The organism is Bacteroidota bacterium (assembly GCA_016213405.1).
Taxonomy (GTDB): domain Bacteria; phylum Bacteroidota; class Bacteroidia; order Palsa-948; family Palsa-948; genus Palsa-948.
Map to the genome: position 1 here is coordinate 82,477 of JACRAM010000057.1, position 16,637 is coordinate 99,113.

Consider the following 16,637-nt stretch of genomic DNA (forward strand, 5'->3'; position numbering starts at 1 on the left):
TATACTCCACACTTAAGTGCGGAGTTAAAACAAAATGTTCAGCAAAGAAACCATACAAAAATTCCAGAGCACTCCTACTCCATTTTATTATTATGATTTGGATTTGCTGAATCGTACCATTGAAGCACTGAAAAAAGAATCGGAGAAATATAGCTACCACATTCATTACGCTCTCAAAGCAAATGCGAATGATGAAATACTTTCTGTGATTAAAAAATCAGGATTAGGTGCAGACTGCGTGAGCGGAAATGAGGTGAAGAAAGCCAGCGAACACAAGTTTGAAAAAATATTTTTTGCAGGAGTCGGAAAAAGCGATGAAGAAATAAATACCGCACTGGATTGCAACATTACTTGTTTCAATTGTGAAAGTTTGCAGGAGATTGAAGTAATAAATGAACTTGCGAAGAAAAAAAGCAAAATCGCGCAAATCGCTTTCCGCATAAATCCGAATGTGAACGCGAATACGCATAAATACATTACTACAGGATTGGAAGAAAATAAATTCGGAATTAATATCTGGGAACTGGAAGAAGTGGTGAAGAGAACACAGCAACTGAAGAATATAAAAATTTCAGGAATTCATTTTCACATCGGGTCGCAGATTACGGATTTGAGCGCATTCAAATCACTTTGCTTGCGCGCGAATGAAATTCAGAGTTGGTTTGTGAGTCACAAGGTTTCATTGGAACATATAAATGTCGGAGGCGGTCTAGGTGTGGATTACCACTACCCCGACAAAAATTCAATACCTGATTTTTCTTCTTACTTTGGCTTGTTCAAACAATTTTTAGAACTACGCCCGAAACAAATTCTCCATTTTGAAATCGGCAGAGCCATTGTGGCACAATGCGGAAGCTTGATTTCAAAAGTGCTCTATGTAAAAAAAGGAGTGAGCACAAGTTTTGTAATTCTTGATGCAGGAATGACAGAATTGATTCGTCCTGCACTGTATCAATCGTATCACAAAATACAGAAGTTAGGAGTTGGGGGTTCGGAGTTGGGAGCAACAGCCAACTCCTCCGAACTCCACACTCCACACTCCGCACTAATGAAATATGATGTGGTGGGTCCCATCTGCGAATCATCCGACTGTTTTGGCAAAGCGGTAATGCTTCCTGAAACAAAGCGTGGGGATTTAGTTGCTATCCGTACAACTGGCGCGTACGGTGAAGTAATGGCTTCGCAATATAATTTAAGAGAGAAGGTGAAGGCATTTTATTAGTGTTTCAGCTTTCCTTTGAAAACTTTCTGAAACTTTTCCACTTTGGGTTTTATCACAAACTGGCAGTAAGATTCTTCACCGTTATTATTGTAATAGTTTGAATGATAATCTTCAGCTTTGTAAAAAACAGTGAATGGTGAAATTTCTGTTACTACAGGAGAATTATAAACCTTTTCATCGTTCAGTTTTTTCTTGTAGAGTTCGGCAAGTTTTTTCTGATTTTCGTTGTGATAAAAAATTGCAGAACGGTACTGTGTGCCGATATCGTTACCCTGCCTGTTCAATTGCGTAGGGTCATGCGTTTGCCAAAAAGCGTACAGCATTTCTTCGTAAGAAATTTTTTTCGAATCAAAAACAATATTGCAAACCTCAGCATGTCCGGTATTTCCGTTGCAGACTTCTTTATAAGAAGGATTCTTAATGCTTCCACCAGAAAATCCTGACTCCACTTTCACCACACCGTCAAGCATCTGAAATTGCGCTTCCACACACCAGAAACATCCGGCACCGAATGTTGCGGTGTCAAGATTTGAAGCTTGAGATTTAGCGGTAGTTGTTGAATCAGTTTTTGTTTCCATAGTTGGTACTTCTTTATTTTGATTCTGCACGCAGGAAGTAAGAGAAATGATTCCCATCACTGCGTTAAAAAAATTTGATTTCATAAATTGAATTTTAAAGGTAGAAATGTTTTCAATAGTTATTACTTTCTATTCAGAGAAAAGGTTTCGTTAAATATTGTTAAACAACCGAGATTCAGACGAAAAAAAACACGAATGCAAACGGATAAATCTGTCTAAATCTTTCTTCGTATTATTGCGTTCCGAATCATCTATATGAAAAAACCCTTTTTTGTTGTTGCATTCGTTATTTGTCATTCGTTATTCGCCATTCATTCCTACGCACAATCTAAGACTCGCTCATATATAAATGATCCCCTTCTCGCTCCGCGCGAACACATGGTGGATTTTCAGCATCTGAAGTTGGAAGTTTCCTTTGAGCCGACAAAAAATCTGGTAAAAGGAAAAGTTACGCATACATTTATTCCTCTCCTGCAAAAAACCGATTCTATTGTTCTTGACGGAATCAACATGAATATAAAAGAAGTTTCGCTTAACGGAAAACCGGCAAAATTTCGTTCTGATAGTGAAACTGTTGTCATCTACACACCTTCTCTTGCGTGGGAACAAAAAGATTCCATGACAATTACTTACGAATGCACTCCGCGCCAAGGACTTTATTTCATCGGATGGAATGACAAAACCGGAATTTGCCGCAGACAAATCTGGTCGCAGGGACAAGGCATTGAAAACCGCAACTGGATTCCGATGTACGATGAGATGAACGATAAAATCATAACTGAAATGTTTGTTATTTTCGACACAGCGTACAAAGTTCTGTCTAACGGAAAAATGATCGACAAAAAAACAAACAAGAACGGAACCTACACATGGCATTATAAAATGTCTCACCCCCACGCTTCTTACCTCATCATGCTTGGAATTGGAAAATATGAAATTGACAAACGATTTTCAAAATCGGGTGTGCCCGTCAATCTTTATTACTATCCCGAATGGAAAGACAGAGTTCAGAACACTTACCGATGGAGCGAAAACATGATTGATTTTTATGAAAAAGAAATTGGGGTTCCATATCAATGGGAATCGTATTCGCAAATTCCTGTTCAGGACTTCATGTATGGTGCAATGGAAAATACTACAGCTACTGTGTTCGGAGATTTTTTCTTCTGTGATGAGCGCGGGAGCATGGAGCGGGATTATGTTTCAGTGAACGCGCACGAACTCGCTCATCAGTGGTTCGGAGATTTTATCACCGCCCGAAGCGATGCGCATCACTGGCTACAGGAAAGTTTTGCCACCTATTACAACTGGCTTTTTGAACGAGAAGTGTTTGGCAAAAATCATTACGACTGGGGAAGAAGAATTGCTCAAAATAATTCCATAGAAGAATCAAAAAAAAATTCTTATCCCATCGCGCACAGCGAAGCAGGAACGGTACGCCATTATCCCAAAGGAGCATTCGTGTTAAGTATGTTAAAAAATATTCTCGGCGGGAGAGAAGTTTACAACAAATGCATCAAACATTATCTTGAAACTCATCCATACACCAATGTAGATTCTGAAGATTTTCTCATCGCCTGCGAAGAAGTTACGGGTATTCAGTTGGATTGGTTCTGGGAAGAATGGATTTACAAAGGAGGAGAGCCGAACTACAAAGTTTCTTTTCGTGACATAACGGAGAATGCCGGAGAAAAAAATTCTTCGCACTATTCAGAATTTTTAGTTCAGCAGGTGCAAGAGCAATCAGAAGTAACCGGGCTTCCGCAGTCAGGAGGAAATAAAACTAACGCGGTGAATACTGACCCGTTTGTTCAGGAGACAGATAATCATTTCCCTTCTCCAGCAGGTCTTTGGAAAATGCCGATATGGTTTGAAGTTCATTATACCGATGGAACCGTTGAGAAAAAACAGGTATGGATTGAAAAGCAAACTGAAATTGTTCACCTGCCGATTCCAGCAGGAAAAAAAATTGACTTCGCTTTGTTTGACCCCGATAACGAAGTGCTGAAATCCGTTTCGTTCAATAAAAGTTTTGATATGCTGAAATCACAAGCTATGAAATCCGTCAGCCTGCTGGACAGATATGACGCACTCGTTGCAATGGAGGATATTGACATTGAGCGCAAGCGTGATTTTCTGGTTGCGTATTATAAAACAGAGGACAAAGCAAACTTCCATGCGCTGAAAGCAGAAATCGTAAAACAGCTTTCTCACGATAACAATAAGCAGTCGGAAGAAATTATAAAACTTGCTTTGGAGGACACAGATGCCCCTGTGCGAAAATCAGTGCTCGATAATTTCAAACTTCTTCCCGAAGAATTATTGCCCAGTGTAGAAAAATTATTGAAAGACCCTTCGTACGATATTATTGCAACCGTTCTTGAAAATCTTTCGTTCGCAAATCCTGATAAAATCGGTTTCTATCTTGAGCAGACAAAAGACGTGGAAGGAATGCCCGGAAGAAACGTGAAAATAAAATGGCTGGAGATTTCTTCTCTGATAAATCCAAAATATGTTGACCAGCTCGTGAGTTTGTGCAGCGATGCGTATGAATTCCGCACGCGTACAAACGCGATGAACTCGCTTAAGAAATTAAACTACCTTGATGAAATTGAAATAGAATATTTGACAAACGCAATGCTCAGCTCTAACACCCGCCTGAGCGGACCGGCCTCTGATGCACTCTCATTTTTTTATCTGCAATCTGCGTATAAGCGGATCATCATTAATTACGTTGAATCAAAAGAATGGAAACCATGGGAAAATAAAATCATCAAACAAGTTGTTAAGTAATGAAAATTATTTTTGCCTTGCCTCCAACTCTCGAGAAACCTCCTGTCGATGTGAAAGAAAATAAATTGAGAAATATAAAAAGTAAGATTACGTTTTAGAGAAATGAATTTTGTTTATCCCCAGTTTTTGTTCGCGCTGTTTGCAGTTTCCATTCCCATTATCATTCATCTTTTCAATTTTCGCAGATTCAAGAAAGTTTATTTTTCTGACATACGTTTTCTTAAGGAAGTAAAACAACAAACGCAGAACAGGAATCGTATTAAACATATTCTTATTTTGATTTCACGGATATTTGCTGTTTCATTTCTGGTGTTTGCTTTTGCCCAACCTTATATTCCATCCGATAAAAAAAATGCAGTGGCAGGAATTCAGGCGGTGAGCGTATATGTGGATAATTCCTTCAGCATGGAAAATATCAGCAAGAACGGAATGCTCTTTGACGAAGCAAAAAAAATAGCTCATGAGATCGCCCAAACACACTCGCAGACAGATTTGTTTCAACTCCTCACTAACGATTTTGAAGGCAAACATCAGCGATTAGTCAGCCGTGAAGAATTTTTCACCCTGCTGGACGAAGTAAAAGTAAGTCCTGCCGTGAAAACTGTTTCTGAAATTTCAGCTAGACAAACTGACGTTCTAAGCAAAACAGAAGAAAAAAATAAAAAAGCATTCATTGTTTCTGATTTTCAAAAATCTATTTCTGATTTTGAAAATGTGAAGAACGATACAAGCATCAAAACAATTCTTCTTCCCGTTCCTTCCAACCAGCAAAGTAATCTCTATATTGATTCCTGCTGGTTTGAATCGCCAGTACACCAATTAAACCAAACTGAAAAATTAAATGTCAGAATCAAAAATATTTCTGAAAATAATTCGGAAAACGTTCCCGTAAAACTCTTCCTTAACAACCAGCAAAAAACTCCTGCTTCCTTCTCCATTGCATCAAACGAAAGCAAAGACATTCAACTTTCTTTCGTGATTAAAGAACATGGCATTCAACAGGGAAGGATTGAAATCACAGATTATCCGGTGACATATGATGATAAATTTTATTTCTCTTTTAATGTGGCAAAAAATATTTCTATCACCTGCATTTCGGCTGCTTCTCCCCCTATGGAGAGGGGCAATAGGGAAGACTCTAAGAAATCAATTCAATCATTGTTCGGCAAGGATTCTCTTTTTATTCTGACAAACCAAGACGAAAATAATATTGACTACGCATCTCTCACTTCACAGCAAGTGATCGTTTTATCCGAACTAAAAAATATTTCGTCAGGACTTGCACAGGAACTCGACCGCTTTGTACAGAATGGAGGAAGCTTGATCGTGTTTCCTTCCACAGAAACAGATACCGGATCTTACAAATCATTTCTTTCTTCACTCGGAACAAATTTTTATTTACGACAAGATACCACCAACACAAAAATCGACTGGGTAAATTTTGAAAATGAAATTTTTGCAGATGTATTCGAGAAAAGGGGAGAGAATTTAGATTTGCCCGTTTTACAATCTCATTACACGCAGTCACACTCCAATCATACCAGCGAAGAAGTTCTTCTGAAAATGAGAAACGGAAATCCTTTCTTTTCAAAATACACTTTCAAAAAAGGAAAAGTTTATCTGAGTGCTGTCCCGTTGAACTCCGACTGGAGTAATTTCGCCAAGCACGCAATCTTTGTTCCATTGATGTATAAGATTGCGATAAACAGTCAGCCCTCTTCAGAATTGTTTTATACTGTTGGCGAAGACAACTCCATTCCCGTTACTCCCAAACTCACAGGAGAAAGTGTTTTCAAAATAAAAGGTGAAAATAATTTTGAAATAATTCCGGAAAACAGGATCGTTGACCTGCAGCCTACCATTTTCGTGCATGACCAGATAAAAAATGCAGGCAACTATAATCTCTTTGCAGGAGTAGAAAACATTTCAGGAATTTCTTTCAACTACAACAGAAAAGAATCAGACCTCAGCCGGTATTCTCCTGATGAACTTATTTCACTCTATGAAAAATCAAATCTCAAAAACTTTTCTCTCATTGATGCGGGAGAGAACGACATCAGCAAAGTGTTGGCAGACATCAGGCAAGGCAAAAAGCTTTGGAAGTGGTGTATTCTTCTCGTTCTCATTTTCCTAGCGACAGAAACTGCTCTTCTCAGGTTGTGGAAATAAATTCTATCTTTGCCACTTGAAATGCAATTGCTCATAAAGTCCGCGAAAGTTGTAGACCCTTCCTCGCCTTACACCGGCAAAACAGTCAGCATTTTTATTGAGAACGGAATCATCAGGCAAATCACAAGTGCCAAGTTAGAAGTCACAAGCAATACAAAAGTCATTGACATAGATGGTTTGCATGTAGCGCCAGGTTTTTTTGACATGCAGGTGAACTTCCGCGACCCTGGTCACGAGTACAAAGAAGATCTGCTTAGCGGTTGCGCTTCGGCTTCGGCTGGCGGATTCACGGGTGTTGCGGTGATGCCCGGCACTCACCCTCCCATTGACAATAAATCGCAGATAGAATATGTAAAGAAAAAATCTGCGGGCAATATTGTGGATGTTTTTCCTGTGGGTGCGATAACGCATAACACTGACGGAAAAGAACTTTCAGAAATGTTTGACATGCACACGGCTGGCGCAGTTGCTTTCTCGGATGACAAGAAACCGGTTGCTGACGCTGGACTTTTAATGCGCGCCCTTCTCTATGCAAAAAATTTCAAAGGACTGCTGATGCCTTTCTGCGATGAGAAAACAATTTCTCTGAATGGGCACATGAACGAAGAAAAAATTTCCACTTCTCTTGGGCTGAAAGGGATTCCTGCACTGGCGGAAGAAGTGATGGTGGCACGGAATCTTTTCCTCTGCGAATACACGAACGGGAAAATTCACTTTCCTTCCGTCTCCACAAAAAAATCTGTTGAACTTATCCGCGAAGCGAAGAAAAAAGGACTGAAAGTAACTGCTTCCGTTAATGCATACAATATAGCACTGGATGATTCTGCACTGAAAGATTTTGATACGAACTGCAAAGTAAATCCTCCGCTCCGCACAAAAGAAGATATGGGCGCCCTGAAAAAATGTTTAGCGGATGGAACAATCGATGCGATTACTTCCGATCACTCGCCAGAGGATGTAGAAAATAAAAATGTGGAGTTTGATTACGCTTCGTTCGGAATGATTGGGCTGGAAACCTGTTTCACGCTGGCGAATACCTACAGCAATCTCAGACTTATAGACCTCATTAAAAAATTCTCTGTCGCCCCGCGGCAGATACTTGGCTTGCCTGTTCCGAAAATAAAAGTGAAAGAAAAAGCCAACCTCACGCTCTTCCTTCCAAACAAAGAATGGAAGCTCGATGAGACATCTATTCGCTCCAAATCCAAAAACACGCCTTTCATCGGCAAGAAACTGAAAGGGAAAATTGTGGGTGTTGTCAATAACGGGAAGTTAGAAACATCCCTTTAAGGTTATACCTCTTTTTGTATATTCGTATCCCTTCATTTAAGCAGATGGAAAACTTCATTGTATCAGCACGAAAGTATCGTCCTCAGACGTTTGACACCGTTGTCGGGCAGGCGCATATTACGAGCACTTTAATAAATGCTATTAAAACAAACCACGTTTCCCAGGCGTATTTGTTCTGCGGTCCACGCGGAGTAGGAAAAACTACCTGCGCGCGAATTCTGGCGAAGACAATCAACTGCTTTAACCGAACAACAAATATTGAAGCGTGCGATGAATGTGATTCATGCAAATCATTTAATACAGGTAACTCATTAAATATTTTTGAACTTGATGCAGCATCAAATAATTCGGTGGAAGATATCCGCAATCTGATTAATCAGGTGAGTTTTGCCCCACAAATCGGAACTCACAAAGTATATATTATTGATGAGGTTCATATGCTTTCGTCAAATGCGTTCAATGCTTTTCTGAAAACGCTGGAAGAGCCGCCAAAACACGCAATTTTCATTCTGGCGACTACGGAAAAACATAAAATTATTCCTACGATACTTTCCCGATGCCAGATCTTTGATTTCAACCGGATAAAGATTGATGATATTGTCGGACATCTTTCAACTATTTCAAAAAAAGAAAAAGTAAAATCCGAAGAAGAAGCGCTGCACACCATCGCCCAAAAAGTAGATGGGTCCATGCGCGATGCACTGAGTATTTTCGACCAGATGGTTTCGCTGTCGGGAGATGTGATTACGTATAAATCGGTCATCGACAATCTCAGCATTCTGGATTATGATTATTATTTCAAGGTGACGGATGCATTGCTGGAAAAAAATACTTCTTCATCGCTTCTCATCTTCAACGAAATACTGAACAAAGGTTTTGACGGACATCATTTCATCAACGGATTAGCAGAGCATTTGAGAAATCTCTTGGTATGCCGAGATGAAATTACGCTACAACTTTTAGAAGTAAGTACGAGCATTCGCGGACTCTACAAAACGCAGAGCAAAAAAACAGAACCTGATTTTCTCCTTCGTTGCCTGAGCATTCTCAACAAAGCGGATGTGCAGTACAAAGCCAGCCGAAACCAGCGCTTGTTGGTGGAACTTACACTTCTTCAGTTGTGTTCGCTACAAGGCGCTGAAAAAAAAAATGATATACTGAGCCCCACCCCTGCCCTCCCCGTTAGGGAGGGAGAAAATAAAACCATTTCTTCAAAAATAGTTTCGGAAGTAAAAGAAGAGCAAGCTGTTTACGAAAAATCAACTCCTGTCCAAACTAAATCAACCACTACTGTCCCCACCACAGCTGCAAAGTCACCGATAAAAAGTATGTTATCCATTTCTGGCTTGACGAATGGAAATGCAACAACCACAAAGCAAAACGTTAACGGATTGAAATCTTCTCCTCCTGAGGGGGAAATAAATGAGGGTGCAAATGATTTGCTCTCGGTTTGGACTTCCTTTGCCGAATTCCTTAAGAAAAAAAATAAAATAAATCTTTCCGGCACACTTATGGCGAGAAAGCCCGTGCAAGAAGAAGCGAACACCATTTCCTTTAACGTTTTGAATCAGGTGCAGGAAGACGAAATTGACGCGATAAAGATTGACTTGCTTACTTTTTTAAGAAACGCGCTGAAAAATCCTGCTTTGCAATTGAAAATTATTGTTGACAAGAACGAAACAGAACGCAAACCTTACACAGGCGAGGAAAAATTTCAGCGGCTCTCAGAAAAAAATCCTGCGCTGAATAAACTGCGTCAACAATTTGGGTTGGAAATTGATTTTTGATTAATACATATCTTTGAGAAGCTAATTTAGCTTCTCAAAAAAAATCAGTCTAAGGTTCCAAATTGGAACCTCAAAAGAAAAATGGGATTGACTATAAAACAAAAAAGGATTTTTGAAATACGCGGACATCGCATTATGCTGGATTTTTATTTAGCCGAATTATATAATGTAGAAACTCGTGTATTAAATCAAGCAGTAAAAAGGAATAGGAATCGCTTTCCTCCTGATTTTATGTTTCAACTTTCAAAATCTGAATGGGAGAAGTTGAAATCACAAATTGTGATGAGTTCAAATTCTATATCAGGCAACTCATCACAGATTGTGATGAGTTCTAAAAAACACAGAGGCAGTAAATACATTCCCTACGCTTTTACCGAACACGGTGTGGCAATGCTCTCCTCGGTTTTAAGACTCAAGAACTATAACTAAGTACATCAATGAAATTCTTCTTCTACCTCTTCGGCATAGCATTCACTTGGGGCACGCAACCGCCAATACAAAATATTACAGCGCAAGAGAAAGCGCCTTTTGTTCTTCCACCTCTTGATAAACATTATATCTACGATTCTGTTCCCAACGATCCCATTCATACACGCATTTATACGCTTGATAACGGACTGAAAGTTTACATGAGCGTTTACAAAAACGCACCGCGCGTTTACACGAGCATTGCGGTGGGCACGGGCAGCAAAAAAGACCCGAGCGATGCAACGGGCATGGCGCATTACTTAGAACACATGCTTTTCAAAGGCACGGATAAATACGGCTCGCTTGATTTTTACAAAGAAGAAATGCAGTTGAAAAAAATTGATTCACTCTATGATGTGTACGGCAAGACAACAGATGTTGCTCAACGGAAAAAAATCTATCATGTGATTGACAGCGTGTCGGGCGTTGCGTCAAAGTTTGCTATTGCGAATGAGTATGACAAAATGATGTCGAACATTGGCGCGAAGGGAACGAATGCCTACACATGGCTGGAACAAACGGTTTACATCAATGATATTCCAACCAACCAGATTCACAAATGGCTGATGATTGAAGGAGAAAGATTCAGAAACCCTGTGATGCGTTTGTTTCATACGGAACTGGAAGCGGTGTACGAAGAAAAGAACCGCACGCTGGATGATGACTATGAAAAAATGGATGATGCATTGTACGAAGGGCTTTGGCAAAAACATTCTTACGGAACGCAAACCACTATCGGCACTATTGAGCATTTGAAAAATCCTTCGCTGAAAAAAATAAAAGAATATCTCCACACGTATTATGTTCCGAACAATATCGCACTCTGCATGGCAGGAGACCTGAATCCTGATTCCACTATCAAATGGATTGACCAGACAATGGGAAGATTAATTTCAAAACCCGTTCCTGCGTTCAATCCTCCTGTAGAAAATCCGATTGCATCTCCTATTGTGAAAGAAGTGGTCGGTCCCTTTCCTGAAACGATGACGCTGGGTTTTCGTTTGCCCGGTGCGGGAACAAAAGAAGCGGACCTGCTTGAACTGATGAATGAAATTCTCTACAACGGAAAAGCGGGCTTGATTGACCTAGACATTGTGCAGAAACAAAAAACTCTTTCAGCAAATTGTTATGCGATGACACTGAAAGATTATTCCGCGCATATTTTTTCTGCCGACCCGAAAGAAGGACAAAAGCTGGAAGACCTTACCAAACTTTTGCTATCGGAAATAGACAAAGTGAAGAAAGGGGATTTTCCGGACTGGCTTTTATCCGTTATCATCAGCAACATGAAACTTCAACAAGTTAAACGTTACGAGAATAACGGAGGGAGAACAAATGATTACGTAAGTGCGTTCATTGAAGGTACTCAGTGGTCTGACTACGTGAATCATATTGACAATCTTTCAAAAATTACGAAACAGGCAATCATTGACTTCGCAAATAAATATTATGGTGACAATTATGTGGTGGTGTACAAACGTACGGGAGAAGACAATAACGTTCAGAAAGTTGACAAACCTGAAATTCACCCTGTGGAAACAAACCGCAACGAGCAGAGTCCTTTCCTTAAAAATATTATTAATACTCCTGCTGATACGGTTGAACCGAAATTCCTTGACTACGCGAAAGATATTCAGCAGTTTACCGTAAGGAAAAACGGTTCGACTTCGCTCACCGCAGGCGTTCCTGTATTTTATACGGAGAACAAAGAGAGCAAAACTTTTACCATGTATTACATCCTTGATATGGGAAGCAATCACAACAAAAAACTTCCTGTGGCGATTGAGTATCTGCCTTATCTCGGCACATCCAAATATTCTCCCGAGCAGCTACAGCAGGAGTTTTACAAACTCGCCTGCAGTTTTGGTGTTTTCAATTCAGAAGACCAGTCGTATGTTTATCTGAGCGGATTGTCAGAAAACTTTGAAAAGGGAGTCGCGCTCTTCGAAAGTCTGTTGAGCGATGCAAAACCAAATCCCGAAGCGCTCAGCAATCTTGCTTCCGACATTCTGAAAAAAAGAAGCGATGCCAAGCTTGACAAGAATTCTATTCTTGAAGCGATGTTCAACTATGCGAAGTACGGTCCCGCTTCACCGTTCACAAATATTCTTTCGGAAAAAGAACTGCATTCGCTGAAGCCGGGAGAATTGATTGACATCATTAAATCAATTACATCGTTTCAGCACCGTATTCTTTATTACGGTTCGATGAAGCCCGAAGAGATTTCTGTGATGCTGAACAAGTATCACAAAACACCTGACGCGGTGAAGCTGATTCCTGCCGAAACAAAATTTGAAGAACTGCCCACGCCCATGAATAAAGTTTTCGCCATTGATTATGACATGGCGCAGGTGGAGATTTTGCTCGTGTCTAAATCGGAAATGTATTATAAAGACCTCGCACCGAGCATGCGTTTGTTCAATGAATATTTCGGAGGAGGAATGTCTTCCATCGTTTTTCAGGAGCTGCGCGAGTCAAAAGCGCTCGCCTATTCTGTGTATGCGGATTATATTGAAGCGAACCGCATTGACAAAAATAATTACATAGAAGCGTACATTGGAGCGCAGGCGGATAAATTGCCCGAAGCGATGGATGGACTTTTCGGTTTGATGAAGAGCATGCCTGAATCGGACGTGGTGTTTAACGCTTCCAAGAAAGCAGTGCTGGAAAACATACGCAGTTCAAGAATCACCAAGACGGGAATCCTTTTCGACTATGAGCACGCGAAAAAACTTGGGCTCGACCACGACATACGCAAGGATGTATATGAACAGGTTCAGCTTATGAAGATGGACGTGATAAAAAGGTTTCATTCCGAACATATCAGCAATAAGCAGTACTCCATCGTTGTTCTCGGAAATAAAAAACTAATTGACCAGAAAGTGCTGGAGAAGTACGGAGCGGTGAAGTGGTTGACGCTGGAAGAGGTGTTTGGATATTAAGAGCCCATCCCTGCCCTTCCCCAAGGGAAGGGAGAATGAAAATGAAAAAGACAAACCACAAAGCAAAAAAAAAAATTCCCTCTCCCCTTGGGGGAGAGACGGAGAGGGGCTTTGTTATTGGAATCACTGATTGCAACCGCTGGGCTAACTATGAAAACTGGTTTGTTTCAGATAAGGTTGAAATCATCAAACTTTCTCCCAAAGAAAATAATGTGGCGGATGTTGACCGATGCAATGGCATTGTTTTATCAGGAGGAGAAGATGTGCATCCGAAATATTACGGCAAGCCACAGTACTGGAAAAAGAGAAAAGAATTAAAACTCGATGTGAACGAAGCACGGGATAAATTTGAAATGAAAGTGATTGCCCGCGCGGTGAAAAACAAAAAACCCATTCTCGGAATTTGCAGAGGGCTTCAGATAGCGAATGTATATTTCAAAGGAACGCTCATTCCGGATCTGCAGGGAAAAACGAGAACGCGCCACTCAAAAGCGCAGGGCTACGACCAAACCCATTTGGTAGAGATAGAAAAAAATTCTTGTTTGTCTGCAATTGTATCAAGCCCTCTCCCTAACGGGGGGAGATGGAGGGGGGCTTGGATTGTAAACAGCGCGCATCACCAGTCGGCAGAAAAGATTGGCAAGGGGTTGAAAGCAACCGCCATTGATAAAGAAGGAATAGTTGAAGCCATTGAATGGAAAAATCCTAAAGACAAACCTTTCTTACTTCTCGTACAGTGGCATCCTGAGAGGATGAAAGAACAGGAAAGCGGGCTGGCGAAAAATTTAAAGGAGAAGTTTTTGCAGTCTCTGTCCCTTCGATGAATTAATATTTTTTACTTGTATAATTTTAACCCTGTGAAATGCCTTTTTCATATTTCACAGGGAATATCTGTATTTTTGCTTGTAATCTTCTGTAATTTTTATCTTTGTGTTAGTTAACAAATGAACAAACAACAACATATCGTATATTGGCTGGAAAGCGCAGAGAAAGATTGGGAAGTGATGAATTACCTGATGAAAGGAAGAAAATACGTTCACGCATTGTTCTTCGGGCATTTATATTTAGAAAAGCTTGCCAAAGCATTGTGGGTGAAAAGTCATAAAGAAAATTATCCTCCAAAGATTCATAATCTCGTACGAATACTTGATTTGTCAGAAATAAAATTGGATGATAACGATATGGAGTTTTTAGATGTGCTGAATTGGTTTCAGATTGAAGGCAGGTATCCCGATTATGTAAACAACCTTGTGAAAGAAACAACCAAGCATGTAGCAGAACAATACGTCAAACAAATTAAATCCATCTCAAAATGTCTAAAAGAGAAACTGCAATAGAAACCGTAAAAAAATATATTCGTTATTGCAGCATGCTGAATGTGCATATTGATAAAGCTATAATGTTTGGCTCTTACGCCAGCGGTTCCTTTTCAAAATATTCCGACATTGATGTGGCGCTTGTGTCTGACGACTTTACCGATTTCCCTCTTGCCGACCGCAAAAAAATTGTGAAGGCGAATATTCATTTCTCCATAATAGAACCCCATACCTTTTCAAAAAAATATTTTGCCAAAGGCGACCCTTTTATCAGCGAAATAAAAAAAACAGGCATTGAAATTAAGGTGTAATATTTTTTTGTTGCTTACTACCTACTGCCTACTGTTTTGCCCCCCTCTGTGAGGATTTTTTCTAATTCGTCTGCCATTTGGAATGAAGTTTAAAATAATGATATGTAAAGATAAAGTTTTCCATAATTTTAAAACGTCACCACACCTTTTTTATTTCAAGTATATTTGTCCACTTTATTAATCTCAATACCCACTACTCAATACTCAACACTCAATACTCTTTTTATGTCAAAAATAAAAGTTGCAAATCCGGTAGTAGAATTAGATGGCGATGAAATGACGCGCATCATCTGGAAATATATCAAGGACAAACTCATCCTTCCGTATCTGGAGTTGGATATAAAATATTATGACCTTGGAATTGAACACCGCGACCAAACGGATGACAAAGTGACTGTTGACGCTGCTGAGGCGATAAAAAAATATAAAGTGGGCATCAAATGCGCCACCATCACTCCCGATGAAGCGCGTGTAAAAGAGTTCAACCTGAAACAAATGTGGAAATCTCCGAACGGAACGCTTCGGAACATTATTGACGGAACCGTTTTCCGCGAACCGATTGTTTGCAAAAATATTCCGCGACTGGTGCCGAACTGGACCAAGCCGATTTGCATCGGGCGTCACGCGTTTGGCGACCAATACCGCGCTACGGATTTTGTGACGAAGGGAAAAGGAAAGCTCACGATTACGTTCACTCCGGAAAGCGGAACTGCTCAGTCGTTTGAAGTTTATAATTTCAAAGGAGATGGTGTGGCTCTTGCGATGTACAATACCGATGAATCCATCCGCGGGTTTGCAAAGTCGTGTTTCAATGTGGCGCTTTTGAAAAAATGGCCCTTGTATTTTTCTTCCAAGAATACCATCCTGAAAAAATATGACGGTCGCTTTAAGGATATCTTTCAGGAGATTTATGAAAAAGAATTTAAATCGCTGTACGAAAAAGCCGGCATCACTTACGAGCATCGTTTGATTGACGACATGGTTGCTTCGGCTTTGAAATGGAATGGCGCTTTCGTGTGGGCTTGTAAAAACTATGATGGTGATGTGCAGAGCGACACGGTGGCGCAGGGGTTCGGTTCACTGGGCATGATGTCGTCCGTTCTTGTAACTCCTGATGGAAGCAGCATGGAAGCCGAAGCCGCGCACGGAACAGTTACGCGCCATTACCGCGAACATCAGAAAGGAAAACCCACTTCAACAAATCCTATCGCTTCTATTTTTGCATGGACGCGCGGACTTGCTTTCAGAGGGAAACTTGACAACAATGCCGAACTGATAAAATTCTGCGAAGCGCTTGAGCAGGTTTGCGTTGAAACGGTTGAGTCAGGAAAGATGACGAAAGACCTTGCAATTTGCGTTCACGGAAATAATGTGGAGCACGGGAAACATTATTTGTACACGGAAGAGTTTTTAACTGCGCTTGATAATAATCTGAAGGCGAGATTGAAGTAATGGTCAGTCGGTGATTACAAGTTTGCCTGTTGCAATGACCTCACTGCCCCCTCCCTGTGTCCCTCCCCCGCTGGGAGAGGGAGTTGAAATCCGAACGAAATACAGTCCGCTTGCGAGATTGTCACGATTGAAAGTGATTGTCTGTCCACGGAGATTTTTTATTTGCATAACTCGTATGTTTGCGAAATTAAATAAACTAGTGCAACTAAAAGAAAAAAAGAGTGAGAGCAATATGCGTTACAAAACAACCCTTGAGGTATGTTCGTAGACAGAGAATCCTCACTCTTTTTAAAACTCTTTAAAGTCAGA

At 40.4% G+C, this 16,637-nt stretch carries 13 protein-coding genes; 11 read left to right on the plus strand and 2 right to left on the minus strand.

Going from position 1 to position 16,637, the window contains the following annotated elements; genetic code table 11:
* Positions 1-34 precede the first annotated feature (34 nt).
* Positions 35-1,222, plus strand: a complete 1,188-nt coding sequence (gene lysA / locus HY841_06925) for a diaminopimelate decarboxylase (GenBank protein ID MBI4930477.1) — start codon at positions 35-37, stop codon at positions 1,220-1,222.
* Here lysA and msrA read toward each other — a convergent pair.
* Entirely contained in the window at positions 1,219-1,884 is a 666-nt protein-coding gene (msrA, locus tag HY841_06930) for a peptide-methionine (S)-S-oxide reductase MsrA (protein ID MBI4930478.1), read from the minus strand. The two genes, lysA and msrA, sit on opposite strands and share 4 nt — an antisense overlap.
* 171 nt (positions 1,885-2,055) lie before the next feature.
* Between msrA and HY841_06935 the strand changes: the two genes are divergently transcribed.
* From HY841_06935 to HY841_06980, 10 genes are all read left to right on the plus strand, one after another.
* A complete protein-coding gene (locus tag HY841_06935; protein ID MBI4930479.1) occupies positions 2,056-4,593 on the plus strand; it encodes a M1 family metallopeptidase in 2,538 nt (845 codons plus the stop codon).
* A gap of 102 nt (positions 4,594-4,695) precedes the next feature.
* Complete coding sequence (locus HY841_06940) at positions 4,696-6,762, plus strand: BatA domain-containing protein (protein ID MBI4930480.1); 2,067 nt, start codon at positions 4,696-4,698, stop codon at positions 6,760-6,762.
* A gap of 21 nt (positions 6,763-6,783) precedes the next feature.
* Positions 6,784-8,052, plus strand: a complete 1,269-nt coding sequence (locus HY841_06945; protein ID MBI4930481.1) for a dihydroorotase — start codon at positions 6,784-6,786, stop codon at positions 8,050-8,052.
* 44 nt (positions 8,053-8,096) lie between these two features.
* Positions 8,097-9,839 (plus strand): DNA polymerase III subunit gamma/tau, encoded by a 1,743-nt coding sequence (locus HY841_06950; GenBank protein MBI4930482.1) that lies wholly within the window; start codon positions 8,097-8,099, stop codon positions 9,837-9,839.
* Between the two features lie 81 nt (positions 9,840-9,920).
* Positions 9,921-10,268, plus strand: a complete 348-nt coding sequence (locus tag HY841_06955; protein ID MBI4930483.1) for an ORF6N domain-containing protein — start codon at positions 9,921-9,923, stop codon at positions 10,266-10,268.
* Between the two features lie 8 nt (positions 10,269-10,276).
* Positions 10,277-13,249 (plus strand): insulinase family protein, encoded by a 2,973-nt coding sequence (locus HY841_06960; GenBank protein ID MBI4930484.1) that lies wholly within the window; start codon positions 10,277-10,279, stop codon positions 13,247-13,249.
* A 41-nt stretch (positions 13,250-13,290) separates the two neighbouring features.
* Complete coding sequence (locus tag HY841_06965; protein MBI4930485.1) at positions 13,291-14,073, plus strand: gamma-glutamyl-gamma-aminobutyrate hydrolase family protein; 783 nt, start codon at positions 13,291-13,293, stop codon at positions 14,071-14,073.
* Between the two features lie 120 nt (positions 14,074-14,193).
* Positions 14,194-14,586 carry a HEPN domain-containing protein gene (locus tag HY841_06970; protein MBI4930486.1) on the plus strand — a complete coding sequence of 131 codons (393 nt, stop codon included), beginning with the start codon at positions 14,194-14,196 and terminating at the stop codon, positions 14,584-14,586.
* Entirely contained in the window at positions 14,562-14,876 is a 315-nt protein-coding gene (locus tag HY841_06975; GenBank protein MBI4930487.1) for a nucleotidyltransferase domain-containing protein, read from the plus strand. Before HY841_06970 ends, HY841_06975 begins: the two co-directional genes overlap by 25 nt.
* A gap of 225 nt (positions 14,877-15,101) precedes the next feature.
* Positions 15,102-16,328 (plus strand): isocitrate dehydrogenase (NADP(+)), encoded by a 1,227-nt coding sequence (locus HY841_06980; protein MBI4930488.1) that lies wholly within the window; start codon positions 15,102-15,104, stop codon positions 16,326-16,328.
* 3 nt (positions 16,329-16,331) lie between these two features.
* Here HY841_06980 and HY841_06985 read toward each other — a convergent pair whose 3' ends face one another.
* On the minus strand, positions 16,332-16,496 hold the full coding sequence (locus tag HY841_06985; protein MBI4930489.1) for a hypothetical protein: 165 nt from the start codon (positions 16,494-16,496) through the stop codon (positions 16,332-16,334).
* Between the last annotated feature and the right edge of the window lie 141 nt (positions 16,497-16,637).